25 protein-coding genes are annotated in these 24113 nt (G+C 73.1%); 10 read left to right on the forward strand and 15 right to left on the reverse strand.

The genetic code is table 11. The features are described from left to right. The first annotated feature begins 72 nt into the window (after positions 1-72). From ACO06A_RS03040 to ACO06A_RS03060, 5 genes are read left to right on the forward strand one after another with little or no spacing between them, the layout of a single operon-like run. On the forward strand, positions 73-816 hold the full coding sequence (locus tag ACO06A_RS03040) for an ABC transporter ATP-binding protein (protein ID WP_421734614.1): 744 nt from the start codon (positions 73-75) through the stop codon (positions 814-816). Continuing rightward, the gene (locus ACO06A_RS03045; RefSeq protein WP_421734615.1) at positions 813-1523 is read left to right on the forward strand and encodes an ABC transporter ATP-binding protein; all 711 of its coding nucleotides are present in this window, start codon (positions 813-815) and stop codon (positions 1521-1523) included. Before ACO06A_RS03040 ends, ACO06A_RS03045 begins: the two co-directional genes overlap by 4 nt. Further along, on the forward strand, positions 1523-2401 hold the full coding sequence (locus ACO06A_RS03050) for a branched-chain amino acid ABC transporter permease (RefSeq protein ID WP_421734616.1): 879 nt from the start codon (positions 1523-1525) through the stop codon (positions 2399-2401). Before ACO06A_RS03045 ends, ACO06A_RS03050 begins: the two co-directional genes overlap by 1 nt. After that, complete coding sequence (locus tag ACO06A_RS03055; protein WP_421734617.1) at positions 2398-3486, forward strand: branched-chain amino acid ABC transporter permease; 1089 nt, start codon at positions 2398-2400, stop codon at positions 3484-3486. Before ACO06A_RS03050 ends, ACO06A_RS03055 begins: the two co-directional genes overlap by 4 nt. A gap of 5 nt (positions 3487-3491) precedes the next feature. Then, entirely contained in the window at positions 3492-4757 is a 1266-nt protein-coding gene (locus ACO06A_RS03060) for an ABC transporter substrate-binding protein (RefSeq protein WP_421734618.1), read from the forward strand. Between the two features lie 57 nt (positions 4758-4814). Here ACO06A_RS03060 and ACO06A_RS03065 read toward each other — a convergent pair whose 3' ends face one another. Genes ACO06A_RS03065 through ACO06A_RS03085 form a run of 5 tightly spaced genes read right to left on the reverse strand, consistent with a single transcriptional unit; the run spans position 4815 to position 9743 of the window. After that, positions 4815-6395, reverse strand: a complete 1581-nt coding sequence (locus ACO06A_RS03065) for a long-chain-fatty-acid--CoA ligase (protein WP_421734620.1) — start codon at positions 6393-6395, stop codon at positions 4815-4817. A gap of 1 nt (position 6396) precedes the next feature. After that, positions 6397-7593: an acyl-CoA dehydrogenase family protein gene (locus tag ACO06A_RS03070; RefSeq protein WP_421734621.1), complete on the reverse strand. Its 1197-nt coding sequence runs from the start codon at positions 7591-7593 to the stop codon at positions 6397-6399. Continuing rightward, positions 7593-8642 carry a phosphotransferase family protein gene (locus ACO06A_RS03075; protein ID WP_421734622.1) on the reverse strand — a complete coding sequence of 350 codons (1050 nt, stop codon included), beginning with the start codon at positions 8640-8642 and terminating at the stop codon, positions 7593-7595. Before ACO06A_RS03075 ends, ACO06A_RS03070 begins: the two co-directional genes overlap by 1 nt. A gap of 58 nt (positions 8643-8700) precedes the next feature. Beyond that, positions 8701-9105 (reverse strand): acyl-CoA thioesterase, encoded by a 405-nt coding sequence (locus ACO06A_RS03080; protein WP_421734623.1) that lies wholly within the window; start codon positions 9103-9105, stop codon positions 8701-8703. Next, positions 9102-9743 (reverse strand): QsdR family transcriptional regulator, encoded by a 642-nt coding sequence (locus tag ACO06A_RS03085; protein WP_421734624.1) that lies wholly within the window; start codon positions 9741-9743, stop codon positions 9102-9104. The genes ACO06A_RS03080 and ACO06A_RS03085 overlap by 4 nt, the downstream gene beginning before the upstream one ends. Before the next feature lie 100 nt (positions 9744-9843). On the opposite strand from ACO06A_RS03085, the gene ACO06A_RS03090 reads away from it, so the two are divergent. Together ACO06A_RS03090 and ACO06A_RS03095 are read left to right on the forward strand one after the other, a co-directional pair. After that, a complete protein-coding gene (locus ACO06A_RS03090; protein ID WP_421734625.1) occupies positions 9844-11037 on the forward strand; it encodes an acyl-CoA dehydrogenase family protein in 1194 nt (397 codons plus the stop codon). Beyond that, on the forward strand, positions 11037-12260 hold the full coding sequence (locus tag ACO06A_RS03095) for an acetyl-CoA C-acetyltransferase (RefSeq protein WP_421734626.1): 1224 nt from the start codon (positions 11037-11039) through the stop codon (positions 12258-12260). The genes ACO06A_RS03090 and ACO06A_RS03095 overlap by 1 nt, the downstream gene beginning before the upstream one ends. Before the next feature lie 53 nt (positions 12261-12313). Here the strand turns inward: ACO06A_RS03095 and ACO06A_RS03100 are convergent, their stop codons facing one another. The 3 genes from ACO06A_RS03100 to ACO06A_RS03110 are packed head-to-tail and all read right to left on the reverse strand — an operon-like array spanning position 12314 to position 14624. Beyond that, complete coding sequence (locus ACO06A_RS03100) at positions 12314-12772, reverse strand: MaoC family dehydratase (RefSeq protein WP_421734627.1); 459 nt, start codon at positions 12770-12772, stop codon at positions 12314-12316. After that, positions 12769-13518, reverse strand: coding sequence for a 3-oxoacyl-ACP reductase FabG (gene fabG / locus ACO06A_RS03105; protein ID WP_421734628.1), 750 nt, complete (start codon positions 13516-13518; stop codon positions 12769-12771). The genes ACO06A_RS03100 and fabG overlap by 4 nt, the downstream gene beginning before the upstream one ends. Continuing rightward, positions 13515-14624 (reverse strand): alcohol dehydrogenase catalytic domain-containing protein, encoded by a 1110-nt coding sequence (locus ACO06A_RS03110; RefSeq protein WP_421736005.1) that lies wholly within the window; start codon positions 14622-14624, stop codon positions 13515-13517. The genes fabG and ACO06A_RS03110 overlap by 4 nt, the downstream gene beginning before the upstream one ends. Before the next feature lie 93 nt (positions 14625-14717). Here ACO06A_RS03110 and ACO06A_RS03115 point away from each other — a divergent pair, with 93 nt between their 5' ends. Further along, the gene (locus ACO06A_RS03115) at positions 14718-15848 is read left to right on the forward strand and encodes a serine hydrolase domain-containing protein (RefSeq protein WP_421734629.1); all 1131 of its coding nucleotides are present in this window, start codon (positions 14718-14720) and stop codon (positions 15846-15848) included. On the opposite strand, the gene ACO06A_RS03120 is transcribed toward ACO06A_RS03115, so the two are convergent. The 3 genes from ACO06A_RS03120 to ACO06A_RS03130 are packed head-to-tail and all read right to left on the reverse strand — an operon-like array spanning position 15845 to position 18212. Beyond that, a complete protein-coding gene (locus tag ACO06A_RS03120) occupies positions 15845-16252 on the reverse strand; it encodes an NUDIX hydrolase (protein ID WP_421734630.1) in 408 nt (135 codons plus the stop codon). The two genes, ACO06A_RS03115 and ACO06A_RS03120, sit on opposite strands and share 4 nt — an antisense overlap. Next, positions 16252-16908: a LuxR C-terminal-related transcriptional regulator gene (locus tag ACO06A_RS03125; RefSeq protein WP_175348094.1), complete on the reverse strand. Its 657-nt coding sequence runs from the start codon at positions 16906-16908 to the stop codon at positions 16252-16254. Before ACO06A_RS03125 ends, ACO06A_RS03120 begins: the two co-directional genes overlap by 1 nt. Beyond that, positions 16905-18212, reverse strand: a complete 1308-nt coding sequence (locus ACO06A_RS03130) for a PspC domain-containing protein (RefSeq protein ID WP_421734631.1) — start codon at positions 18210-18212, stop codon at positions 16905-16907. The genes ACO06A_RS03125 and ACO06A_RS03130 overlap by 4 nt, the downstream gene beginning before the upstream one ends. Positions 18213-18348: 136 nt before the next feature. On the opposite strand from ACO06A_RS03130, the gene ACO06A_RS03135 reads away from it, so the two are divergent. Further along, positions 18349-19761, forward strand: a complete 1413-nt coding sequence (locus ACO06A_RS03135; protein WP_421734632.1) for a PspC domain-containing protein — start codon at positions 18349-18351, stop codon at positions 19759-19761. Further along, positions 19761-20273: a hypothetical protein gene (locus ACO06A_RS03140; protein ID WP_421734633.1), complete on the forward strand. Its 513-nt coding sequence runs from the start codon at positions 19761-19763 to the stop codon at positions 20271-20273. The genes ACO06A_RS03135 and ACO06A_RS03140 overlap by 1 nt, the downstream gene beginning before the upstream one ends. A 51-nt stretch (positions 20274-20324) precedes the next feature. On the opposite strand, the gene ACO06A_RS03145 is transcribed toward ACO06A_RS03140, so the two are convergent. The 4 genes from ACO06A_RS03145 to guaA form a co-directional block, all read right to left on the reverse strand. After that, on the reverse strand, positions 20325-20795 hold the full coding sequence (locus tag ACO06A_RS03145; RefSeq protein ID WP_421734634.1) for an aromatic ring-opening dioxygenase LigA: 471 nt from the start codon (positions 20793-20795) through the stop codon (positions 20325-20327). Between the two features lie 77 nt (positions 20796-20872). Then, on the reverse strand, positions 20873-22033 hold the full coding sequence (locus ACO06A_RS03150) for a glycosyltransferase family 4 protein (protein ID WP_421734635.1): 1161 nt from the start codon (positions 22031-22033) through the stop codon (positions 20873-20875). Between the two features lie 51 nt (positions 22034-22084). After that, positions 22085-22477, reverse strand: a complete 393-nt coding sequence (locus tag ACO06A_RS03155) for a DUF3817 domain-containing protein (protein WP_421734636.1) — start codon at positions 22475-22477, stop codon at positions 22085-22087. A 24-nt stretch (positions 22478-22501) separates the two neighbouring features. Then, complete coding sequence (gene guaA, locus ACO06A_RS03160) at positions 22502-24088, reverse strand: glutamine-hydrolyzing GMP synthase (RefSeq protein WP_421734637.1); 1587 nt, start codon at positions 24086-24088, stop codon at positions 22502-22504. Positions 24089-24113 lie beyond the last annotated feature (25 nt).

Here is a 24113-nt window from a genome sequence, read left to right on the forward strand (position 1 = left end):
TGTGCTCAGAAGGACATACCGTCCGGTCGGTTTCTGTTGTACGTTCGTCCTCACCGACACGAAGAGGTGCCGATGTCTCCCGTGACCAGCCCACCCCGACAGGGCGCCCCGCGCCTCGCCGTCGACGGCCTCAGCGTGCGGTTCGGCGGCATCGCGGCCCTGGACGACGTCTCGCTGCACGTCGACGAGGGCGAGGTCGTCGGGCTCATCGGACCCAACGGCGCGGGCAAGACGACGCTCTTCAACGCGGTCTGCGGCCTGGTCCGCCCCAGCGCGGGCAGCATCGCGGTCGGCGGACGGCCGCTGGCCCCCGACCCGACGCGACTGGCCGGGCGCGGTGTCGCCCGCACGCTCCAGGGGCTCGGGCTGTTCCGCGGCCTCACGGTCCGCGAGAACGTGCTGGCCGGCCGGCTGGGCGCCCACGACCCCGGGGCCGACGCCCAGCGACAGCTCTCCGACCTCGGACTCGCGGAGCACGCCGACCGACCCGTCGGGGACCTGCCCTACCCGGAGCAGAAGAAGGTCGCGCTGGCCCGGGCCCTGGTCGCCGAGCCCAGCCTGCTGCTCCTCGACGAGCCGGCCGGCGGGCTCGGCACCGACGACATCGCGGCCCTCGGCGTCCTGGTCCGCCGCACCGCGGCCACGGGCTGCGCCGTGCTGCTGGTGGAGCACCACGTCGACTTCGTCATGGGCGTGTGCGACCGCGTGGTGGTGCTCGACTTCGGCCGCGTGATCGCGTCCGGCACGCCCGACGAGGTCGCCGGCGACCCCGCCGTCGACGAGGCCTACCTGGGGATCGAGGTGACGGCGTCGTGAGCGCGCTGCTCGAGGTCCGGGGCCTCACGGTCGGGTACGGCGGCGCGCCGGTGCTGCGGGACGTCGACCTCGACGTGCCGGCGGGCAGCATCGTGGCGCTCGTCGGGGCCAATGGGGCGGGCAAGACGACCCTGCTGCGCACCCTCAGCGCGCTGGTTCCGCCGACCCGTGGCTCCGTCCGGCTGGCCGGCCGGGACCTGGCGGGGGTGAGCGTCGAGGACCGGGTCCGGACCGGGCTCGCGCACGTGCCCGAAGGTCGCGGCGTGGTGGCCGAGCTGACCGTGGACGAGAACCTGCGGCTCGGCGGGCTGTGGCGCGGGGCCGACCGGAGAGCGGCGATCGCCGAGGTCTACGCGCTGTTCGAGCCGCTGGCGCGACGCAGGAACCACGCCGGCCACCAGCTCTCCGGCGGGGAGCGGCAGATGCTCGCGCTCGGCCGGGCGCTGGTCGCGCGTCCCACGGTCCTGCTGCTCGACGAGCCGTCGCTGGGGCTGGCCCCCCGCGTGGTCGCCCAGATCATGGGCGTCCTGCGCGGCCTGGCCGACCGGACCGGGCTCACCGTCCTGCTCGCCGAGCAGAACGTGGTCGGCGCGCTGTCGGTGGCCGACCACGGCGTCGTGCTCGGTCTCGGTGAGGTCGTGGCGTCCCGGCCCGCCCACGAGCTCGCCGCCGACGACCGCCTCCGCCACGCCTACCTGGGGTTCTGATGGACCGACTGGTCTTCCTCCTGGGCACCGGCCTCGCGCGCGGCGCCGTCCTGGCTCTGTTCGCGCTCGCCCTCGTGCTCATCTGGCGCGGCGCGCGCGTCATCAACTTCGCGCAGGGCGCGATGGCGGTGGTCAGCACCTACGTCGCGTTCGAGGTGACCTCCCTGACCGGGAGCTACTGGCTGGGGCTGCTGGCCGCGCTCCTGTCCGGGGCGCTCCTCGGGTTCGCCGTCGAGCGCGGGGTGATGCGGTTCGCGTCGCCCCGCTCGCCGCTGTCGGGGGTCATCCTGGCGATCGGGTTGGTGATGGTGCTCCAGTCCGCCCTCGGGATCGTCTTCGGCCCGGAGTACCGGCCGATGCGCGTCCCGTTCGACGACAGCGCGGTGCTCGTCGGCGGAGTGCCCCTGCTGTCACCGTACGACCTGTTCGTGCTGGTCACCGCGGTGGTGGTCATGGTGGTGCTGGCCGTCCTTTTCCGGTGGACCTCGCTCGGGCTGCAGATGCGTGCTGCCGCGTTCGCCCCCGAGGTGTCGCGGCTGCTGGGAGTCCGGGTCTCACGCACCGTCACCATCGGCTGGGTGCTGTCCAGCGTCGTCGGCTCGCTCGCGGCGCTGCTCCTGGTGCCGACCAGCCTGGGCCTGAACCCGCACGCCACCGACTCGCTGTTCGTCCTGGGCTTCACGGTCGCGGTGGTCGGCGGGCTGGACTCCCCGGTCGGTGCCCTGGTCGGCGGGGTCGTGGTCGGCGTCGCGATGAGCCTGGTGACCGGGTACCTCGGCGCCGGGCTGGTACCCCTCGCGGTCCTGGCGCTGCTGGTGCTGGTGCTCCTGCTCCGACCGGCGGGCCTGTTCGCGGCCGCGGCAGCGAGGCACGCATGAACCGCCGCCAGCGCCTGCCGGGGCAGCGACCGCTCGTCCGCACGCTGGCGCTCGCGGCCGGCTGGACGGCGGTCGCCCTGCTGGGCACGTTCGCGCTCGACCCGTTCCGCAACTACCAGCTCGCCCTCGTCGCCGCGTACCTGTGCGCGGCGGCGGGGCTCACCGTGCTCGTCGGCGCCACCGGGCAGCTGTCCCTCGGGCACGCGGCCCTGATGGCGGTCGGCGGGTACGGGTACGCCCTGACCAGCAACGCCCTGCCGTTCGAGGGGGCCGCGCGCTTCGTCATCGCGCTGCTCGCCGGTGCGGCCGCGAGCGCGGTCGTCGGTCTCCTGCTCGGGCTGGCCGCCGCGCGCCTGTCCGGGCCGTACCTGGCCGGCCTGTCGCTCGCCGTCGTCGTCGCCCTGCCCGCGGTCGCCTCCACCTGGTCCACCGTGCTGCACGGCGACCAGGGGGTGCAGACCGCGTTCGAGGGGACGCCCGACGCACTGCGCCGGGTCATCGCGCTCGAGCAGTGGCAGGCGATGGTGGCGGTCGTCGTCGCGGCCGTCGTCGTGACCGCACTGACCGTCCTGCGCGGCGGGCGGTTCGGGCTGCGGATGCAGGCGGTCCGTGACGACGAGGTCGCCGCGCGGCTCAGCGGCATCCCTGCGGGACGCGTGAAGGTCATGGCGTTCACGGCCAGCTCGGTCGCCGCGGGGCTGGGCGGGGCGGTCCTGTGCTTCGTGGCCCAGGCCGTGAGCCCGGGCGCGTACACCGTCGGCTTCTCGCTCCTGCTCGTCGTCGCCGTGGTGATCGGCGGGCTGGGCAGCATCCTCGGCGCGGCGCTCGGCTCGGCCGTGATCGTGCTCCTGCCCTGGCTCATCGGCCGGCTCACGGCGGGCATGCCTGCCGATGCCTCCCAGCGGCTAGACGGCAACCTCGCGGTCCTCGTCTTCGGGCTGCTGCTCATCACCGTCATGGCGGTGGCCCCGGAGGGGCTGCGCGGCCTGCTCACCCGGCGCCGTCGGCGCCTCCCAGCCGCACCCCGCCTGATCGAAGAACCCGCTCCGCGCAAGGTCCTCGTCCCTACCGAAGAACAGAGGTGACACCGATGTCACAGCGCTCCCGGTCCGTCCCCGCCGTGCTGGCCGTCGCGGCTCTCGCCGCGGCGGGCCTGTCCGCCTGCTCCACCCCCGAGGCGTCGCCCGGCGTCACGGACGACACGATCACGGTCGGCACGCACACGCCGCTCACCGGGCCGGCGGCCGCGGGCTACTCGTCCATCTCGGCGGCGACGAAGGCGTACTTCGACTACGTCAACGACAACGGCGGGATCAACGGCCGCAGCATCGAGTACGTGGTCAAGGACGACGGCTACAACCCGGCCACCACGCAGACCGTCGTGCGCGAGCTCGTGCAGGAGGACGAGGTGTTCGCGGTCCTCAACGGCCTGGGCACCCCCACGCACTCGTCGGTGGTCGACTACCTCAACGAGAACGAGGTGCCGGACCTGTTCGTCGCCTCCGGCAGCCCCAAGTGGGACCAGCCGGGCACGTACCCGTGGACGTTCGCGTACAACGCCAGCTACATCGTCGAGGCCAAGGCGCTGGCCACCTACGCGAAGGAGACCTGGCCGGGCAAGACGTACTGCGTGCTCGGCCAGGACGACGACTTCGGCACCGACTTCACCACGGGGCTGATCGCCGTGCTCGGCGCGGACGGGCTCGCCTCGACGCAGACCTACTCCGTGTCGGTGCAGGACGTGGTCGCGCAGATCGGCGCCATGCAGGCGGCCGGCTGCGAGGTCAACTTCCTGGCCACCGTCAACGGGTTCACGGCCCTGGCGCTCGGCACCGCCGCCAAGATGAAGTACCAGGCGCAGTGGGTGTCGTCGTCGTCCGGCGGCGACTACCCGACGCTGGTGGGCTACCTCGGCGAGGACGTCGCGCCCCTGCTGCTCCAGGGCTTCGTCAGCTCGAACTACCTGCCGTTCAGCCCGGACGACGAGTGGGTCGCCCTGTTCCGGGAGATCAACGACGAGTACAACGGCGGCGCGCAGTTCAGCGGGAACACCGTGTTCGGGATGTCGGTCGGGTACCTGTTCGCGCAGGCGCTCGCCAAGGCAGGCGACGACCCGACGCGCGAGAGCGTGCTCGACGCCCTGGAGGTGGGAGCCCTGACCGGCAACGGCATCGTGCCGCTGAGCTTCTCCAAGGACAGCCACGCCGCGTTCGAGGGCGTGGGCATCACCGCGGTGGACCAGGGCGTCCAGGACTACGTCGGCGACGTGTTCACCACGGACGGCGGCGACGGGGACGTCGTGCCGTACACGGGCGAGCCGGTGGCGCTCGAGGGCGACGGCATCCCGACCGCCTGAGCCCCGCACGCACCGGAGGCCCGGTCCCCACGAGGGGCCGGGCCTCCGGTCTGCGTCTCAGGCTTCGACGGGTTCCTGCGCGAACTGCGCCACCAGCTCGCGCTTGAGCACCTTGCCGCTCCCGCCGAGGGGCAGGGCGTCGACCAGGTGCACGACGCGGGGGTACTTGTAGGCCGCGATGCGCTCCTGGGTGAACGCCACCAGCTCCTCGGGCGTGGCCTCGTGCCCGTCGAGCAGCACCACCGCGGCGTGCACCTCCTGGCCGCGCGCCTCGTCGGGGAGCCCGAACACCGCCGCGAACGCGACCGCGGGGTGCCGCATCATCACGTCCTCGACCTCGCTCGGGTACACGTTGTAGCCGTTGCGCACGATCATGTCCTTCTTGCGGTCCACGATCGTCACGATGTCGTCGGCGTCCATGGTGCCCAGGTCACCGGTGCGGAACCAGCCGTCCACCACCGCGGCGGCCGACGCCTCGGGGTTGCCCAGGTAGCCCTTGAACAGGGCGTGCCCGCGGACCACGATCTCGCCGAGCTCGCCGGTGGGGAGGGGCACGACCCGGTCGTCGAGGTTCGCGTCCGCGATCGCGATGTCGACGCCCCACAGCGGTCGCCCGACGGTGCCGGGCCGGATCGGCTCGCCGACGCGGTTGAACGCGACGGCCGGCGACGTCTCGGTCAGCCCGTACCCCTCGTGCACCTCGGCGCCGAAGTCGCGGGAGAACGCCTCGAGCACCGCCACCGGCAGCGCCGCACCGCCGGACACCGCGTAGCGCAGAGGGGGACGGTCCGTGCTGCGCGCGGCGGCCTGGATGAGGCCGATGTACATGGTCGGGACCGCCGTGAACACCGTGGCGCCGTGGTGGACCATCTGCGCGAGCGCCTGGTCCGGGTCGAACTTGGGCAGCAGGATCACGGCGGCGCCGCGGCGGAACGCGGTGTTCATCACCGAGACCTGCCCGAACGTGTGGAAGAGCGGGAGCCCGCCGAAGACGACGTCGTCGCGCCGCATGTCGAACAGGTCGATGAGCGCGACGTGCACCTGCTCGACGATCGACAGGTGCGAGCCGACCGCCCCCTTGGGCCGGCCCGTGGTGCCGCTCGTGTAGAGGATCGTCGCGGCGCTGATCGGGTGCACGGACTCGTACCGGTCGATCGGGTCCGCCGCTGCCGCCTCGTCCTCGAGCCGGGGGAAGGGGACCGCCATGCCGTCGGAGACCAGCACGGTGAGCAGAGGGATGCCGACCCGTGCCGCCGCGGGCGCCGCCTCGGCGAGCATCGGCGCCGCCGCGACCAGGACCGTGGCGCCGGAGTCGCGCAGGACGAACTCGATCTCGTCTGCCTTGAACAGCAGGTGGACCGGTACGACGACCGCACCCAGCGCCAGCACGCCGTAGTAGACGCGGGCGAAGTCGGGCACGTTCGGCACGAGCATCGCGACGCGGTCGCCCGGCCCGACGCCACGAGCCCGCAGGGCACCGGCGTAGGACCGCGTCTGGTCCCACAGCTCGCCGTAGCGGACCACCTGGTCGCCCAGGAGGAACGCGGTGCGGTCGGGGGTGCGGTGCGCGGTCTCGGCGAGGATCGCCGCGACGGACAGGCTGGCGCAGCCCGCGCCGTCGAGGGCTTGATCAGTCATGTCACTTTCCCTTCGTGAGCTGGGCTCGCCCGAGAGAGGCGAGGTGGACCTCGTCCGGACCGTCCGCCAGGCGCAGGGCCCGGGCGGCGGCGAACATCTCGGCCAGCGGCTGGTCGCCGGACAGGCCGGCCGCGCCGAACAGCTGGATGGCGCGGTCGAGGATCTGCTGCACGGCCCGCGGGACCGCGATCTTGATGGCCTGGATCTCGGTCATGGCCGCGCGGTTGCCGACCGTGTCCATCAGCCAGGCGGTCTTGAGCACCAGGAGGCGCAGGGCCTCGATCTGGAGCCGCGACTCGGCCACCCACTCGCGCACCACCCCCTGGTCCGCCAGGCGCTTCCCGAACGCGGTGCGAGACGTCGCACGCTCCACGACCAGGTCCATCGCTCGCTCCGCCATGCCGAGCGAGCGCATGCAGTGGTGGATCCGCCCCGGGCCCAGGCGGGCCTGCGCGATGGCGAACCCCTCGCCCTCGCCGGCCAGGATGCTGGCGACCGGGACGCGCACGTCCTCGAACACGATCTCCGCGTGCCCGCCGTGGTCGCGGTCGTCGTAGCCGAACACGGTCAGCGGCCGCACGATCCGCACCCCAGGAGCGTCCCGCGGCACCAGCACGATGCTCTGGCGACGGTGCCGCTCGGCCGACGGGTCCGTGGCACCCATGACCACCAGGAGCGCGCAGTCGGGGTTCATGGCGCCCGTGGACCACCACTTGCGGCCGGTGATCACGTACTCGTCGCCGTCGCGGACGATGCGGGTGGCGATCTGCGAGGCGTCCGACGAGGCCACGTCCGGCTCGGTCATGCAGAACGCGGACCGGATCTCGGCGTCCAGGAGCGGCTCCAGCCACTGCTCGTTCTGCTCGGGCGTGCCGAACTGCGTGAGCAGCTCCATGTTGCCGGTGTCCGGAGCGGCGCAGTTGAACGCCGCCGGGGCCAGGCGCGGGCTGCGGCCGGTGAGCTCGGCGACGGGGGCGTACTGGAGGTTGGTCAGGACGCTCGGCAGGAAGAGGTTCCAGAGGCCCTGCTCGCTGGCCAGCCCCTGGAGCCGCCGGACCACGGGCCTGGTCCCCCACCCGGTCGGCGTCGCCGCCAGCTCGGCCTCCAGCACCGGCTCGGCGGGGTAGACGTGCTCGTCGAGGAACCGTTGCGTGCGCGCGACCATGTCGACCGTCACTGCGTCGGGTGCGAAGTCCATCAGCGCACCCCCGCCAGCTGCGCCAGGCCCTCGTCGGCGAGCGGCTCCACCAGCCCCCCGATGCGGTCGAACCCTTCCCCGACGGTGTCCCCGCCGAGGAACCGGAAGTGGATCCCCTCAAGGATGACCGCGAGCTTGTACGCGGCGAACGCCCGGTACCAGCCGAGCTCCGGCACGCTGGTGCCCAGGCGGGTGCAGTAGGTGTCCACGAGCTCGTCGAACTCCGGGTAGCCCGCGGCGGGGTCGACCGCGCTGGGCGCGACCCCCTCGGCTCCGGCGATGCCGCGGATGTGCCAGTAGAGGCCGAGCATGCCGAGGTCCACCGCCGAGTCACCCAGGGTGGCCATCTCCCAGTCGAGGATCGCGGTGATGTGCGGGACGGCTCCCCCGACGAGCGCGTTGTCCAGCCGGTAGTCGCCGTGCACGATGCTGCTGCGTCGCGTCGTCGGCACGCGTTCGGCCAGCCGTTCCTGCAGGTCGTCGAGGCTGCGCACCGGCCGCGAGCGCGACCCGTCCAGCTGGGTCCGCCACCGTCGCAGCTGCCGGTCGAGGTAGCCGTCGGACCGCCCGAGGTCCGCGAGGCCGACGTCCGCCGGGTCGATCGCGTGCAGCTCCGCCAGCAGCGTGGCCAGCTCGAGGCTCACGGCACGCAGCTCGTCGGCGGTGTAGGTCGTGTTCTGCGCCTGGTGGGCCAGCACGGAACCCTCGACGAGGTCCATGACGTAGAACACCGTGCCCGTGCCCGCGGCCGGGTCCTCCACCAGCGCGACCGGCGGCGGCACCGGCACGTGCGACCCGCGCAGCGCCGAGATCACCCGGTACTCGCGGGCCATGTCGTGCGCGGTGGTCTGGACGTGCCCGAGCGGCGGCCTGCGGACGACCAGGGGCTTCGCACCGCCGTCGACCCGGTAGGTGAGGTTGCTGCGCCCTCCGGCGATCACCCGCGCCGACAGCGGACCGTCGTGCACCGTGGCCGGGTGCTCACGCCTCAGGTAGGCCTCGAGTCGCGCCACGTCCAGCCCGGGCGGGTCCGGCATGCGTCGGGTCATCGTCGACCGCCTCTCCGGGAGGCACCTCGTCATACCGCCCGGTCGGTATGCTACCCGATCAGACGACCAGGTCGCGCTCGATGGCCGCTCGGATCTGCGCGGGGATGGGGACCGGGCGGCGCGTCGCGTCGTCGACGAACACGTGCACGAACCTGCCCTCTGCGATGAGCTCCCCGCCGCGCAGGATGCCGAGCTCCCAGGTGACGCTGCTCGTCCCGAGCCGGCCGGCCCGCAGCCCGACCTCGAGTGCCTCCGGGAAGGCGGCCGACGCCGTGAACTCGCACGACGACGACACGCACACGCCGATCGGCTCCCCGGCGGACGGGTCGAGCCCGGCGGAGGTCATGAGCCAGACGTTGATCGTCGTGTCCATCGCCTCGTAGTAGACGGTGTTGTTGAGGTGCCCGTAGACGTCGTTGTCGTTCCATCTCGTCGAGAACGCGGCGCGATGCGGGTAGGTCATGGCCGCAGCACCAGCTCGAACGCGGCCCGCGCCCGCTCGGCGCTCGGCACGTCGCCCGTGATGAGGTCCGCGTAGGTGAACGACTCCGAGACGCGCACCAGCAGGTAGGCCAGGTCGCGCGCGCCGACCGCCCCGCCGAACGGCTGCTCGCCCAGCTCCTGCCGGACCAGCGCCTCGACCACTGCGACGTACCGCCGCTGGATGTCGCTCTCCTTGGTGGTCAGCAGCCGCAGGGCACGCGCCGGCTCGCGCCGCAGGAAGCCCCGGAAGTAGTCGGCGGTGATCAGGTCGCGAGCGAAGTGCGTGAGGACCGCCGCCACCCGGGCGGCACCCTCCGTGCCGCGCGTCGCGGCCTCCGCCTGCTCCAGCGTGGGGACGGCCAGCGACCAGAGAACCTCCGAGAGGAGCGCGTCGCGGTTGCCCACCCAGCGGAACAGCGAGGTCCGGTCGACGCCGAGCCGGGTCGCGAGGCGCCCCATGTCGATGCGCGCCCCCTCGATGAACGTCTCGCGGGCCGCGACGAACGCCCGCACCGCCTCCGGGTGCTCGGCGTCCTCCAGCCGCTGCGACAGCCACGAGGGCGCGACGCGGGTGCCGATGCGTCCGAGCCCGTCTTCGATGACGTCGAGGTTCGTCATGGCGGCAACCTACTCCGTGCCGGCGGGGGGTATGCAACATCTACGAAAATGATGCAGACTCGGAACGAGATCAGAGCCGATCGACGAGCGGAGCCATGACGTGACCCAGACCGACGTGACCCACGCGCTGCTGACCAGCGACTTCTACTCCTTCCAGGACCTGCTGACGCCGGTCGAGAACGAGCACGTGATGGAGATCCGGGAGTTCCTGGAGACCGAGGTCCGGCCGATCGCGGACGACTACTGGGACCGGGCCGAGTTCCCCGTGCACCTCATCCCGGACATCGGACGGCTCGGGATGCTCGGTCCGATGTGGCCCGAGACGGTCCGCTTCGAGAACAGCGCGGTCTACCGCGGCTGGGTCGCCCTCGAGCTCTCCCGGGTCGACGCAGGCTTCTCGACGTTCATCGGCGTGCAGAACGGGCTGACCATGGGCGCGATCGGCGTCGGCGGCTCCCTGGAGCAGCGCGCCGAGCTGCTGCCGCCGATGAGCCGCGGCGAGCTGGTGGGCGCCTTCGGCCTCACCGAGCCGCTGTCCGGCTCCGACACCGCCCGCGGCCTGCGCACCACCGCGCACCGCACCGGCGACACCTGGGTGCTCAACGGCGCCAAGCGCTGGATCGGCAACGCCACGTTCGCGGACCTCACGGTCATCTGGGCGCGGGACACCGCCGACGACCAGGTCAAGGGGTTCATCGTGCGCCGCGGCACGCCGGGGTTCACCGCCACCAAGATCGAGCGCAAGCAGGCGCTGCGGTCGGTGCAGAACGCGGACATCCTGCTGGACGGGGTGATCGTGGACGAGGCCGACCGGCTGCCGAACATCCACTCGTTCCGCGACGTGGCGACCGTGCTCCGCCTGACCCGGGCCGAGGTCGCGTGGCAGGCGGTCGGGGTGGCCGTCGGCGCGTACGAGGCCACCGTGAAGTACGCCCTGGAGCGCGAGCAGTTCGGCAAGCCGATCGCGTCCTTCCAGCTGGTCCAGGACCGGCTCGCCCGCTGCCTGGGCAACATCACCGCGAGCATCGCCCTGTGCGTCCGGGCCTCCCAGCTGGGCGACCAGGACCGGCAGGGCGACCAGCACTCCGCGCTGGCCAAGGCGTACACGACCACCGCAATGCGCGAGACCGTGGCGCTGTGCCGCGAGACACTCGGCGGCAACGGCATCCAGCTGGACCACGGCGTCGCGCGCTACATGGCCGACGCCGAGGCCGTGTACTCGTTCGAGGGCACCAAGGACATGAACCACCTGATCGTGGGGCGTGCCATCACCGGCATCGCGGCGTTCGTCTGATGGCCGAGGCGTACATCGTCGCGACCGCCCGCTCCCCCATCGGCCGCGCGTTCAAGGGGTCCCTCGCCTCGATGAGGCCCGACGACCTCGCCGCGTCGATGGTGCGTGCCGCGCTCGCGCAGGTGCCGTCGCTCGACCCCGGCCGCGTCGAGGACCTGCTGCTCGGCTGCGGCATGCCCGGCGGCGAGCAGGGCATGAACATGGCCCGGATCGTCGCCGTGCTGCTCGGCCTCGACTCGGTCCCGGGCACCACGGTCAACCGGTACTGCTCGTCGTCGCTCCAGACCACCCGCATGGCGTTCCACGCGATCAAGGCCGGCGAGGGCGACGTGTTCGTCTCGGCCGGCGTCGAGTGCGTGAGCCGGTCCGCCATCGGCAACAGCGACTACATCCCCGGGGTCTCGCTGGAGAACCCCCGGTTCGCGGAGGCGGTGGGACGCACGGCCGCGCGGGCCGTCTCCGCCGACCCGTGGACGGACCCGCGCGAGAGCGGACTGCTCCCCGACGCCTACATCGCGATGGGCCAGACGGCGGAGAACGTCGCCGCGCTCACCGGCACCACGCGGCGCCAGCAGGACGAGTTCGCCGCCCTGTCCCAGAACCGCGCGGAGAAGGCACTGGCCGACGGGTTCTGGGCCGACGAGATCACCCCGGTGACCCTGCCGGACGGCACGGTCGTGTCGGCCGACGACGGACCTCGCGCCGGTGTGACGGTGGAGTCGCTGGCCGGCCTGAACCCGGTGTTCCGGCCCGACGGCACGGTCACGGCCGGCAACTGCTGCCCGCTCAACGACGGCGCCGCCGCGGTGGTGGTCGTCAGCGACCGGATCGTCGACGAGCTCGGCCTGACCCCGCTCGCGCGCATCGTGTCCACCGCGGTCAGCGGCCTGTCGCCGGAGATCATGGGCCTCGGACCGGTCGACGCCTCGCTGATGGCCCTGTCCCGCGCGGGGCTGACGATCGACGACATCGACCTGGTCGAGCTCAACGAGGCGTTCGCCGCACAGGTGCTCCCGTCGGCCCGCGCGCTGGGGATCGACCACGACAAGCTCAACGTGCACGGCGGCGCGATCGCGGTGGGCCACCCGTTCGGCAGCACCGGCGCCCGGCTGACCACCACGCTCCTGCACGGCCTCGCGGTCCGGGACGCGACGTTCGGGCTGGAGACCATGTGCGTCGGCGGCGGCCAGGGCATGGCGATGGTCGTCGAGCGGGTCTCCTGACACAGCGTCCGAGCAGATGCGGGCTCTGACCCGTATCTGCTCGGACGCTGCGGTCAGGCGGCGGCGAAGTAGAGGACGACCGTCTCCGCGATCAGGGCCGGCTTGGCGGCTCCCTCGATCTCGACGGTGACCGTGAAGGTCGCGCGGACGCCCTGCTGGGTCGGCTCGGCGGACGTCACGGTGGAGGTCGCCCGGATGCGCGAGCCGGCGGTCACCGGCTGGAGGAACCGCACCCGGTCGAGCCCGTAGTTCACCACCAGCCCGGTGCCGCCGACCTCCACCAGCCCGTCGGTGAGCGCGGGGATCAGGGAGAGCGTGAGGTACCCGTGCGCGACGGTGGCGCCGAACGGGCCGGCGGCAGCCCTGACCGGGTCGACGTGGATCCACTGGTGGTCGTCCGTGGTGTCCGCGAACGCGTCGATCCGCGCCTGGTCGACGGTGAACCAGCGGTCGGCGGTCGCGCTCTGCCCGACGGCGTCCACCAGCCCCGCGGGGGCGTCGACCGCGATCATGCCTTCGGCCCGCCCGCCACGTACAGGACCTGCCCGTTGACGAAGCTCGCGGCCTCGGAGCAGAAGAACGACACGGCGTTGGCGATGTCCTCGGGCACCCCGATGCGCCCGACCGGGATCTCCTTGGCCGCGGCCTCGACGAACTGCTCGTACGTGACGTGCATGCGCTCGGCAGTCTGCCGGATCATGTCGGTGCCGATGAACCCCGGAGCCACCGCGTTGGTGGTGATCCCGTACCGGCCCAGCTCGATGGCGAGCGTCTTGGTCAGCCCCTGGATCCCCGCCTTGGCGGTCGCGTAGTTCGCCTGCCCGCGGTTGCCCAGCGCCGACGTGCTCGACAGGTTGACGATCCGCCCCCAGCCGGCCGCGACCTGGTGCTTCTGCACCTCGCGGCTCATGAGGAACGCGCCGCGCAGGTGCACCGAGATCACCGAGTCCCAGTCGGTCTCGGTCATCTTGAACAGGAGGTTGTCGCGCAGGATCCCGGCGTTGTTGACCAGCACCGTCGGCGCGCCGAGCTCCTCGACCACGCGCGAGACCGCGGCGACGGCGTCGTCGGTGCTGCCCACGTCGGCACCGAGGCCGGTCGCGGTCCCCCCCGCGGCACGGATCGCGTCCACGGTCGCCGCGCAGTCCTCCTCGCGCAGGTCGAGGACGGCAACCTGGTAGCCGTCGGCGGCCAGGCGCAGGGCGGTCGCGGCGCCGATGCCGCGGGCGGCTCCGGTCACGAGGGCGGTGCGAGTCACGAGGTAGTCCTTTCGTCGAGAACGATGAGCTGGCGGAGCTCGCCACCGGCCGCGAGGCGGTCCATGGCGACGTCGAGGTCGTGCAGGGTGATCCGGGAGGAGACCAGCCGCTCGAGCGGGAGCCGCCCGGAGCGCCACAGGTCGACGTAGAGCGGGATGTCGCGGGAGGGGACCGCGGAGCCGAGGTAGCTGCCGACGACGGTCCGGGCCTCGGCGGTGAGGGTGAGCGGACTGACGGACGCGCGGGCGTCGGGGGCGGGCAGGCCGACCGTCACCGTGGTCCCGCCGGGTGCGGTCGCGGCGAACGCCGTCTCGAACGCGCGGGCGTTGCCGGCGGCCTCGATGACGACCGGCGCACGGACGGGGAGATCCTCCGGGGAGTACGTCGCCGCCGCTCCGTTGGCGCGCGCCGCGTCGAGCTTGTCCGCGAGCGCGTCCACCCCGATCACCTCGAACCCGAGCGCGACGGCGACCAGCAGCGCGGCCATGCCCACGCCCCCGAGCCCCACGACCATCACGGTGTCACCCTCCCGCGGCCGGCCCGCGTTGACCACCGCTCCCCCGCCGGTGAGCACGGCGCAGCCCAGCAGCGCGGCGACCTCGGGCGGCACGTCGGGGTCGACCCGCACGACAGACGTGCGGCTGACCACGGCGTGGCTGGCGAACGCCGAGACGCCCAGGTGGTGGTGGACCGGCCGTCCGTCGCGGTGCAGCCGCATCCCGTCACCGACCAGCGAGCCGCGGCCGTTCGCGGCACTGCCCACCCGGCACGGCAGCCGGCCGTCGGTCGCGCACTCGGGGCACTGTCCGCACCGGGGCAGGAAGGTCATGACGACGCGGTCGCCGACGGCCAGGTCGTCGACGCGGGCGCCGAGGCGCTCGACGATCCCCGCGGCCTCGTGGCCCAGCAGCATCGGGGTCGGCCGGACGCGGTTCCCGTCGACGACGGAGAGATCGGAATGGCATACCCCGGCCGCCTCGATCCGGACGAGCACCTCGCCGGGTCCCGGACCGTCCAGCTCGAGGACGCTCACCGTGAACGGCCGCGACGCCGCGAACGGGGCAGGGGCGCCCGACCGTTCCAGCACCGCGCCCACGATCTGCACGTGCACCTCCGGGTCGACGGCGTTGTCGGCATACCGACCGCGCGGTATGTTGCAGGCCACAGTACACACGATCCACCGACGCAGGAGGGCTCGATGACGAGCACACCGGTCCAGGGCTTCGCCGACCAGCGGTTCTCCGCGTTGCGGGCAGCGTTCCAGCAGCACCTCGACTCCGGCGCGGAGCTCGGCGCGAGCGTCGCCGTCGTCGAGCGCGGGACACTGGTGGCCGACCTCTGGGGTGGCTGGTCCGATCCGGAGCGGACGGTTCCCTGGACGGCGGACACCCTCACGAACGTCTGGTCGATCTCCAAGACCATGACGTCCCTGGCGGCGCTCGTCCTCCTCGACCGGGGGCTGCTCGACCCCGACGAGCCCGTCGGCGCCTACTGGCCCGAGTTCAAGGCCGCCGGCAAGGAGGGCGTGCTCGTCCGGCACGTGCTCAACCACACCTCGGGCGTCTCGGGCTGGGACCAGCCGGTCACGGCCGAGGACATCCTCGACGTCCCCGCCGCGACCGCCCGGCTCGCCGCGCAGGCTCCCTGGTGGCCGCCGGGCACCCTGTCCGGGTACCACCTGCTCGACTACGGGCACCTGGTCGGCGAGCTCGTCCTGCGCGTGACCGGCCGATCGCTCGGCGAGTTCTTCCGCGCCGAGATCACCGAGCCGCTCGGCGCCGACTTCTGGCTCGGCCTGCCGGAAGGCCAGGATGCGCGCGTCAGCCACGTCGTCCCGCCGCCGCCGTCGCAGATCGACCTGGCACTGCTGCCCCCCGACTCCCCCGCCCGCCGCACGCTCACCGGGCCGGTGCTCGACGCCTCGATCACCTGGACCCGGGAGTGGAAGGCGGCCGGGATCGGGGGCGCCGGGGGCCACGGCAACGCACGCTCGGTGGCGACGGTCCAGTCGGTGCTCACGAACGGCGGGGGCGGGCTGCTCTCCCCCGAGACCGTCGACCTGGTGTTCGCGCAGCACACCGACAACGTCGACCTCGTACTCGGCGTGCCCCTGCGGTTCGGTCTCGGCTACGCGGTCCCGCACCCGGCGAGCACCCCGTACATCCCGGAGGGCCGCGTGGCGTTCTGGGGCGGCTGGGGCGGCTCGCTCGTCGTCAACGACGTCGACCGCGGGCTCACGTTCGCCTACGTGATGAACCGGATGTCCCCGGGGATCCTCGGCTCGGCCCGCTCGGACGCCTACCTCCAGGCGCTGTACGGCTCCCTCTAGTGCCCGGCCAGCCGCAGGGCGACGTCGACCAGCTCCACCCGGCGCAGCCCCGGCACCTCGGCGAGGTCGAACCACGCCGCCGTGTCGGTGGAGCCGTCCGCCTCGTCGCGCAGCGCGCCACCGACGACGTGCGCTCGGTACACGATCCGCAACCAGTGCATCGGGCCGTCGGAGGCGTTGATCCGGTCCGCCGCCGGCACCACGAACGAGTCGATGCCGAGCAGGCCGTCGAGCTCGACGTCGAAGCCGGTCTCCTCGAGCACCTCCCGCACCGCGGCGTCGGCCGGATCCTCGCCGGGGTCGATCCCACCGCCGGGCAGCATCCACCGGCCGTCCCCGCGCCAGTGCGGCAGGAGCACCCGTCCCGAGTCGACGACGACCGCGTAGGCGCCGACGCGGAGCATCACAGCAGCCGCCGGGCCGCCGCCCACCGCGTGAGCTCGTGGCGGCTGGACAGCTGGAGCTTGCGCAGCACGGCGGAGACATGGGTCTCCACGGTCTTGATCGAGATGAACAGCTCGGACGCCACCTCGCGGTAGGAGTACCCGCGGGCGATCAGCCGCATGACCTCGCGCTCGCGGGCGGACAACCGGTCCAGCTCGTCGTCGCCGATCGCCACGTCCCCCGCGGCGGCGCCGAACGCGTCGAGCACGAACCCCGCCAGCCGGGGCGAGAAGACCGCGTCCCCGCCGGCCACCCGGCGGACCGCGTCCGACAGGTCGGTGCCGTCGATCGCCTTCGTCACGTAGCCGCGGGCGCCGGCGCGGATGACCGCCACCACGTCCTCGGAGGCGTCGGACACCGACAGGGCCAGGAACCGGGTCTGGCCCAGCAGGTCGGTGCACGCCTTGATCACCTCGGCGCCGCCACCGCCGTCCCCGCCGGGCAGGTGCACGTCGAGCAGGACCACGGGGGGCTTCAGCTCGCGCACCAGGCGGATCGCCTCGTCGACCGTGTCCGCCTCGCCGATCACCCGCACGCCGGCGTCGAGCGACGCCTTCACGCCCGTCCGGAACATGTGGTGGTCGTCCACGAGCACCACGTCGACTGCCTCGCTCATGACTGCGCTCCTTGCTCGTCCGTGGACCGGATCGGTACGACCAGGTGCACCTCGGTCCCGCGCTCCGGGCTGCTGGTGACGGTCGCCTTGCCGCCACGCCGACGCACCCGCCCGATGATCGACTCCCGCACCCCGAACCGGTCGGTGCCCACCTCGTCGAGGTCGAACCCGTCGCCGTGGTCGCGCACGAACACCTCGACCTCGGACGCACCCACCTCGAGGTAGAGCGACACCGGCGGGCGCCCGTGCACCACCGCGTTGACCAGCGCCTCCCGGGTGGCCTGGAGCAGCGCCTCGGTGTCGGCGTCGGGCACGCGGTCGCCGACCACCACCGACTCGACGGCCACCGGGTCACCGGTCGGCCCCGAGCGCGAGTCCTCGACCTCGGCGACGATCTCCCGCAGCGCCGCCGCCACGGACGTACCCGGCGCGGGGCGGTCGTCGTAGAGCCACTCGCGCAGCTCGCGCTCCTGCGCGCGCGCCATGCGGGCCACCTCCGCCGAGTCGTCGGCCCGGGACCGGATCAGGGCCAGCGTCTGGAGCACCGAGTCGTGCAGGTGCGCCGCGATGTCGGCACGCTCCGACTCCCGCGCGCGGGCCGCCCGCTCGTCGCCGAGCTCCCGGACCAGCCGCAACCACCAGGGCGTGAGCACCAGCGCGACGCCACCGAGCATCACCAGCGCCGCGACGATCGACTGCGCGAGCGTCGACGTCTCGACGCCCTGTCCCGACGCCAGGCCGACGAACAGGAGCACGCCGACGCCCGCGAGCAGGATCCCGCCGGCGACCCGCAGGAGGCTCACGGGCGTCCGCCCGCCGGCCCGGTCCCGCAGTCGACCGCGCTGCACCTCGTCGAGCTGGCTCCACGCCAGCCACAGGCCTGACAGCACGATCAGCGCGGGCAGGAGCCACTGCGCGTCCACGTCGGCGCCGGACCGGACCGCGATGAGCAGGGCGGCCGCGATCACCAGCACGGCGCCGATCGCGATGTCCGTCACCGGGATGCGCCGGCCCGGCTCGATCACCGCCTGCCGTCGGGCCAGCCGGGTGAGCGTGCTCGGACGCACCTCCTGCGCGGCGGCGGCCGGGTCGCCCGCCGGGATCGCCAGCCACCAGAACACGTACAGCACGGGTCCGATCCCGCCGATCGGCGTGAGCACGACGAACGCGAGCCGCACGAGGGCGACCGGCAGGTCGAGGTGCGCGGCGAGCCCCAGCGCGACGCCGCCGAACCACCGGCCGCGCGCGGGCCGGCGCAACGGCAGCCGGCGCGTCGGCGCGAGAACGGGTGTGGTCGGGTGCACGGTCCGATCGTCACACGCCCCGAGGCCTTCCGGGGTCGCGTCCGGGGTCGGTTCGGGGTTCTCGGGCACCAGGTTCAGGGTGCGCTCAGGGGACCACCCGATGCCCCGGGATCGTCCGGGCGAGCAGGATCGAGTCATGGACACGACCACCCCCGCCGGCCCGGAGCCGGCACCGGGCACCGCCACACCGGACCCGGCACCCGCAGCAGCACCCGGGCACGCCTCGAACAGCTTCTTCGCCGGTGTGCGCCGCCTCGGGATCACCCGCGCCGACGACCGCTGGATCGGTGGCGTGAGCGGTGGCATCGGCGACCGCTTCGGCATCGACCCGCTGCTGGTCCGCGGCATCTTCTTCGCGACCCTCCTGCTGGGCGGGCTCGGTCTCGTGGCGTACGGCGCCGCGTGGGCCCTGCTGCCCGAGCGCCGGGACGGACGCATCCACCTCGAGGAGATGATCCTCGGCCGGTTCGACATCGCGCTGCTCGGCGCCCTCGCGTTCGTCATCGTCGGCTTCGGCCGCGGCGACAACTGGTTCTTCTTCTGGGGCCCGCCCGGATGGGTCCAGGGCATCCTCTGGCTCGCGTTCGTCGGCGGGATCGTCACGCTGATCGCCGTCGTCTCCAACCAGCAGCCGTCCAAGCCCCGCCCGCCGGCCCCGCCGTACGTCCCCTACGTCCCGCCGGCCGGCGCAGCCACCTATCCAGCAACCACCTACCCCGCGGCCACCTACCCCGCGACCAGCTACCCGACCGCCGCCGCGACGCCGACGACCTCCGCGTACGGCGCTCCCCCGGCCGCTGCCCCGGCGTGGACGTCCTACGCCCCGGCTCAGCCCGCCCCCGCCCCCCGGCCGATGAATCACCCCCGGCCACCGCGCCCGCCGCGTCCGCGCACCCCGGGTGCCGGTGCCGGCACGGTCGGTGTGGTCGTCGCGCTCAGCCTGCTGTCCCTCGCGCTCCTGCTGATCGCCGAGCGGACGGGCGACTTCACCGGACCCGTCGCGCTCACCGCGCTGGGCGTGGGCATCGTCCTGGCCGGCCTCGGCATCATCGTGTCGGGTCTGCGCGGAAGGACCAGCGGCGCCCTCGGCGGCCTCGCGGTCGTCGGCGTCCTCGTGGCCGTGCCCCTCGGCGCGGTGCAGAACGCCGACTGGACCTGGTCGTCGGACGCCCGGCACGACTTCGCCGCGGACGGCACCGCCGTGATCACGGACCGCTCCGAGGCCGCCGACGGGTTCTCGATGGGCTTCGGCGACGTGACCATCGACCTCACCGACGTGCCCCTCACGTCCCAGACCCTCGTGGTCCCGATCTCGCTGGCGGCCGGTGACCTCACCGTCGTCGTGCCGAGCGACGCGACCGTGTCCGCCGACGTCGAGGCCGGCGCGGGCACTGTGCGCTGGGAGGTCGACGGCCAGAGCAAGGGCTCCGACGGGGTGGGCCTCAACCCCAGCACGTTCACGACCGACGGCATCGGCTCCGACGGCCCGCAGCTCGCGCTGCAGGTGCAGATCGGCGCCGGCGACGTCTCGATCATCGAGGAGAACTGATGCCCACCGACAAGACCCCCCGCGACGACGACGAGACGCTCGCCCTCCCGGTCACCGACCCCGAGCCCGCCGCCGACGACGACGACGACGACACGACCGTGATCCCCGTCGACGAGGGCGCAGCGGACGAGACGACGCCGCTGCCGGTCACGCAGCCGGCACCGTTCGGGTCGCCCGAGCCCACCACGGCGACGTCCCCGATCGGCGCGCTGTACGCCCCGTCGGACCGCACCGCGCGCGCCGACGAACCCCCCAGCAGCCCGGACCCCTACGTGGCAGCGGCCCTGCCGTCCGAGCCGGAGCCGGCACCGGTCGTCACGCCACGCCGCCGGCTGCGCGTCGGGACGGTCGTCTGGGGCCTGGTCATCGCCGCGATCGGCGTCGGCCTGCTCGCGTGGGCGGCGGGGGTCGAGATCGACCTCCAGCTCGCGATGATCGTGCTCCTCGCGGTCGCCGGAACGGCCCTGCTGGTCGGCTCGATCGTGAGCGGAGCACGCAACGCCCGACGCTGACCGCGCACGCAGGGGCGACGTCCGAGATCTCGGACGTCGCCCCTGTCGTCGTCAGGCCACCGGGTCCGGAGCGACGGGTGCGGTCGTGTCCGCGTAGGTGGTGGTGCCGACCTTGCGCAGCGCCCACCCGATGAGGATGAACACGACGCCGATTCCGACCACGAGCAGCGCGACGCCGAACGCCACGACCGAGGTGAACAGCGAGGCGCGCAGGAACGACGCCGTCATGACGGTGCCGCGGCGCTCGTCGTCCTGGTCCAGCTGGGCGTAGGTCTGGCCGTCGGTGGCCGCGAGCGCGTGGGTGTTGATGATGTCGGCCTGGAACCAGGCCTCCCACGGGGTGTCGACCAGCTGGCCGCCGAATGCCTGCGCGTCCTCGGACACCGTGATCTGCTCGGCCGCCAGGTTGCTGGCCACGGCGCCCCACGTGATGCCACCCGCGATGATGAAGATGATCCCGAAGATGATGGTCAGCAGCCCGAGCACGCGGACCGATTTCGGTTGTCCCGTCGTCGTCGTCATGTCTCCCTCTCTGAACCCCCAGAGGACGGGCAGGTGTGCCGTGCGGCCCCTGACAGAACCGTCCAACGGGATCGACTCTAGTGAGGGGCGGGTGACGAAGTGGGAGATTTCGCCGCGCGTGCCCGCGCGTACTCCGCGTCAGCGGCGCCGAGCACGTCGTCCCACCCGAACCGGGGGCGCACGGCGCGGTTGTGCGTGAGCATGCCCTCGAGCAGGCGCCCGTCGCGTGCCAGCTGCACGACCGCCTCGGTCATCTCGGCGTCGTCGGCGACCAGCAGGCCGTCGACGCCGTCCTCGACGAACTCCTCGATGCCCGTGCCGCGCCGGGCGACGATCGCCAGGCCCGCCGTGCGCGCCTCGAGCGCGGCGATGCCGAACGCCTCGAGCTCGGCGGGCGCGAGGAACACGTGGGCGTCGGTGTACGCGCTGCGGACCTGGGGCCGGGTCAGCCGGCCGCGCAGCTCCACCACGTGCTGGAGCCCCCGCGCCGAGACGGTGGAGGCGACCCGTCCCTGAGCCGGGCCCGACCCGATGATCGACAGGCGCAGCCGGTCGGGCGGCAGGCGGCGGGCGGCCTGACCGACCAGCTCGACCAGCGGGACCGCCCTCTTGCGCGGAGCCAGGCGCATGGTCGAGACCAGCCGCAGCGGGCCCTGCTCGCCCGGACGTCCCCTCCCCTCGGAGAAGGTCCGGGGCGCCCACAGGTCCAGGTCGATCCCGTTCGGCATGACCGCCACCTCGGTGCCGAACACCTCCCGCACGCGTGCCGCGGCGGCGTGGCTGACCGCGCTCAGCGCGGCGGGCGTCCGCTGCCAGCGGGTGCGTCCGACAGCGGTGCGCAGGGGGCCGACGACCCCGTCGAGCATGCAGTGCCACGTGATCGCGGTCGGCAGGCCCAGGTCGAGGGCGATCCGCGCGCCGTCGTAGGCGAACGGCGACAGCACCCCGGCGTGCACGTGCACGACGTCGGGCCGCAGGGCGGCGTAGGCCTCGCGGACCAGGCGGGGGCCGACGGGGTTGACGGGCAGGTCGAACGGCATCCGAGCGCCCAGCCGGTGCACGTGCACGCCGTGCTCCAGGTCAACGACCCCACCGCGCTCGCCACCCACGCCCAGGGTGGCCGTCAGGACGTGCACCTCGTGGCCGGCGGCGACCTGCCGCGCGGCGAGGTCCCCCACCTGCGACTCGATCCCCCCGGTGCGTGGCGCGTAGCAGTCGGAGACGTGGACGATCAGCACGCGCTCACCGTAACGGCGCGAAACCGACGACCGTCCATGATCCGGAGCTTCTCACCCGCGTGCGCCACCGGCGGCCTCGATGCGGGCCAGCGCCTGTGCGTGCACCTTGCGCTCGAGGATGAACGACATGACCGGCACCACGCCCGCCGCCGCCATCGTGGCCAGCCGGCCCAGGCGCCAGCGCATCTTCGACCAGAGGTCGAACACCGTCACCAGGTAGACCACGTAGATCCACCCGTGCGCGTAGGCCACCCAGGCCCCGATGACCGGCTCGGGATGCCCGGAGGCGTCGACGCCGCCCGCGTGGAACACGTACTTCAGCAGCAGCTCGAGGCAGAGCAGCAGCAGCATGGAGCCGGTGATCCACGCGAGCACGCGATAGCGCTTCATCGCCCCCGTGGCCTTGCGCACCCAGGGGTCGACGGTCGTCGTGGACTCGGTCACGGTGTCATTTCCAGTCACTCCCAGTCACTCCCACTCGATGGTGCCCGGCGGCTTGCTCGTCACGTCGAGCACGACGCGGTTGACCTCGGGCACCTCGTTGGTGATCCGGGTCGAGATCGTGGCCAGCACGTCGTACGGCAGGCGGGTCCAGTCGGCGGTCATGGCGTCCTCCGACGAGACCGGCCGCAGCACGACGGGGTGCCCGTAGGTCCGGCCGTCCCCCTGCACGCCCACCGACCGCACGTCGGCCAGCAGCACGACGGGGCACTGCCAGATGTCGCGGTCCAGGCCGGCGCGGGTCAGCTCCTCGCGCGCGATGACGTCGGCCGCGCGCAGGATGTCGAGGCGCTCGGCCGTGACCTCGCCGATGATCCGGATGCCCAGGCCGGGACCGGGGAACGGCTGGCGCCACACGATGCCCTCGGGCACCCCGAGCTCCAGGCCGACCGCGCGGACCTCGTCCTTGAACAGGGTGCGCAGCGGCTCCACCAGGTCGAACTGGAGGTCGTCCGGCAGCCCGCCCACGTTGTGGTGCGACTTGATGTTCGCCGCGCCCTCGCCGCCGCCGGACTCGACCACGTCCGGGTAGAGGGTGCCCTGGACGAGGAACTTGACCTCCTCGCCCTCCCCTGCCTCCGCGACCACCTCGCGGGCGGCCTGCTCGAACACCCGGATGAACTCGCGGCCGATGATCTTGCGCTTGGTCTCGGGGTCGGTGTGACCCGCGAGCGCGTGCAGGAACCGCTCGCGCGCGTCGACCACCTTCAGCTGCACGCCGGTGGCGGCCACGAAGTCCTTCTCCACCTGCTCGGCCTCGCCGGAGCGCAGCAGCCCGTGGTCGACGAAGACGCAGGTGAGCTGGCTGCCCACGGCCTTCTGCACGAGCGCCGCGGCGACCGAGGAGTCCACGCCACCGGACAGCCCGCAGATCACCCGGGCGTCGCCCACCTGCGCGCGGATCTTGTCCACCTGCTCGGCGACGACGTTGCCGGCGTTCCAGTCCGGGCTCAGGCCCGCGCCCTCGTAGAGGAAGTTCTCGAGCGCCTTCTGGCCCAGCGGCGAGTGCTTGACCTCGGGGTGCCACTGCACGCCGTACAGCCGCCGGGCGCGGTTCTCGAACGCGGCGACCGGGCTGCCGGCCGACGTCGCCAGCACCTCGAACCCCTCGGGCGCGGCGTGAACCGCGTCGCCGTGGCTCATCCAGACGGTCTGCGAGTCGGGGCTCCCCGACAGCACGGTCCCCGCGGACGTGACCTCGACGGCCGTCCCGCCGTACTCGCGCTGACCGGTCTGCGCGACCGTCCCGCCGAGCGCCGCCGCCATCGCCTGGAAGCCGTAGCAGATGCCCAGGACCGGGACGCCGGCCTCGAACAGGGCGGGGTCCACGAACGGGGCGCCGACCGCGTACACCGACGACGGCCCGCCGGACAGGATGATCGCGGCCGGGTCCTTGGCCAGCAGGTCCGCGACCGACGCCGTGTGGGGCACGATCTCGGAGTACACGTTGGCCTCGCGGACCCGTCGGGCGATCAGTTGCGCGTACTGCGCACCGAAGTCGACGACGAGCACGGGACGGTGGGTGGTGGCGGCCGGGTCGGGCGTCTGCGTCACGACGCCAGGGTAGTCGGCGCCCGGT

The sequence above is a fragment of the Cellulomonas sp. genome, from assembly GCF_965229465.1.
In the GTDB taxonomy this organism is placed as follows: Bacteria; Actinomycetota; Actinomycetes; order Actinomycetales; family Cellulomonadaceae; genus Cellulomonas.

Excerpts from the sequence above, each read along its gene's own strand:
- ACO06A_RS03145 (WP_421734634.1), bottom strand. The coding sequence starts at position 20,795 with ATGACGACGACGACGGGACAACCGAAATCGGTCCGCGTGCTCGGGCTG.
- ACO06A_RS03115 (WP_421734629.1), top strand. The coding sequence starts at position 14,718 with ATGACGAGCACACCGGTCCAGGGCTTCGCCGACCAGCGGTTCTCCGCG.
- ACO06A_RS03070 (WP_421734621.1), bottom strand. The coding sequence starts at position 7,593 with ATGGACTTCGCACCCGACGCAGTGACGGTCGACATGGTCGCGCGCACG.
- ACO06A_RS03050 (WP_421734616.1), top strand. The coding sequence starts at position 1,523 with ATGGACCGACTGGTCTTCCTCCTGGGCACCGGCCTCGCGCGCGGCGCC.
- ACO06A_RS03055 (WP_421734617.1), top strand. The coding sequence starts at position 2,398 with ATGAACCGCCGCCAGCGCCTGCCGGGGCAGCGACCGCTCGTCCGCACG.
- ACO06A_RS03040 (WP_421734614.1), top strand. The coding sequence starts at position 73 with ATGTCTCCCGTGACCAGCCCACCCCGACAGGGCGCCCCGCGCCTCGCC.
- ACO06A_RS03125 (WP_175348094.1), bottom strand. The coding sequence starts at position 16,908 with ATGAGCGAGGCAGTCGACGTGGTGCTCGTGGACGACCACCACATGTTC.
- ACO06A_RS03060 (WP_421734618.1), top strand. The coding sequence starts at position 3,492 with ATGTCACAGCGCTCCCGGTCCGTCCCCGCCGTGCTGGCCGTCGCGGCT.
- ACO06A_RS03080 (WP_421734623.1), bottom strand. The coding sequence starts at position 9,105 with ATGACCTACCCGCATCGCGCCGCGTTCTCGACGAGATGGAACGACAAC.
- ACO06A_RS03075 (WP_421734622.1), bottom strand. The coding sequence starts at position 8,642 with ATGACCCGACGCATGCCGGACCCGCCCGGGCTGGACGTGGCGCGACTC.
- ACO06A_RS03140 (WP_421734633.1), top strand. The coding sequence starts at position 19,761 with ATGCCCACCGACAAGACCCCCCGCGACGACGACGAGACGCTCGCCCTC.
- ACO06A_RS03095 (WP_421734626.1), top strand. The coding sequence starts at position 11,037 with ATGGCCGAGGCGTACATCGTCGCGACCGCCCGCTCCCCCATCGGCCGC.
- ACO06A_RS03085 (WP_421734624.1), bottom strand. The coding sequence starts at position 9,743 with ATGACGAACCTCGACGTCATCGAAGACGGGCTCGGACGCATCGGCACC.
- ACO06A_RS03065 (WP_421734620.1), bottom strand. The coding sequence starts at position 6,395 with ATGACTGATCAAGCCCTCGACGGCGCGGGCTGCGCCAGCCTGTCCGTC.
- ACO06A_RS03100 (WP_421734627.1), bottom strand. The coding sequence starts at position 12,772 with ATGATCGCGGTCGACGCCCCCGCGGGGCTGGTGGACGCCGTCGGGCAG.
- ACO06A_RS03120 (WP_421734630.1), bottom strand. The coding sequence starts at position 16,252 with ATGCTCCGCGTCGGCGCCTACGCGGTCGTCGTCGACTCGGGACGGGTG.
- ACO06A_RS03135 (WP_421734632.1), top strand. The coding sequence starts at position 18,349 with ATGGACACGACCACCCCCGCCGGCCCGGAGCCGGCACCGGGCACCGCC.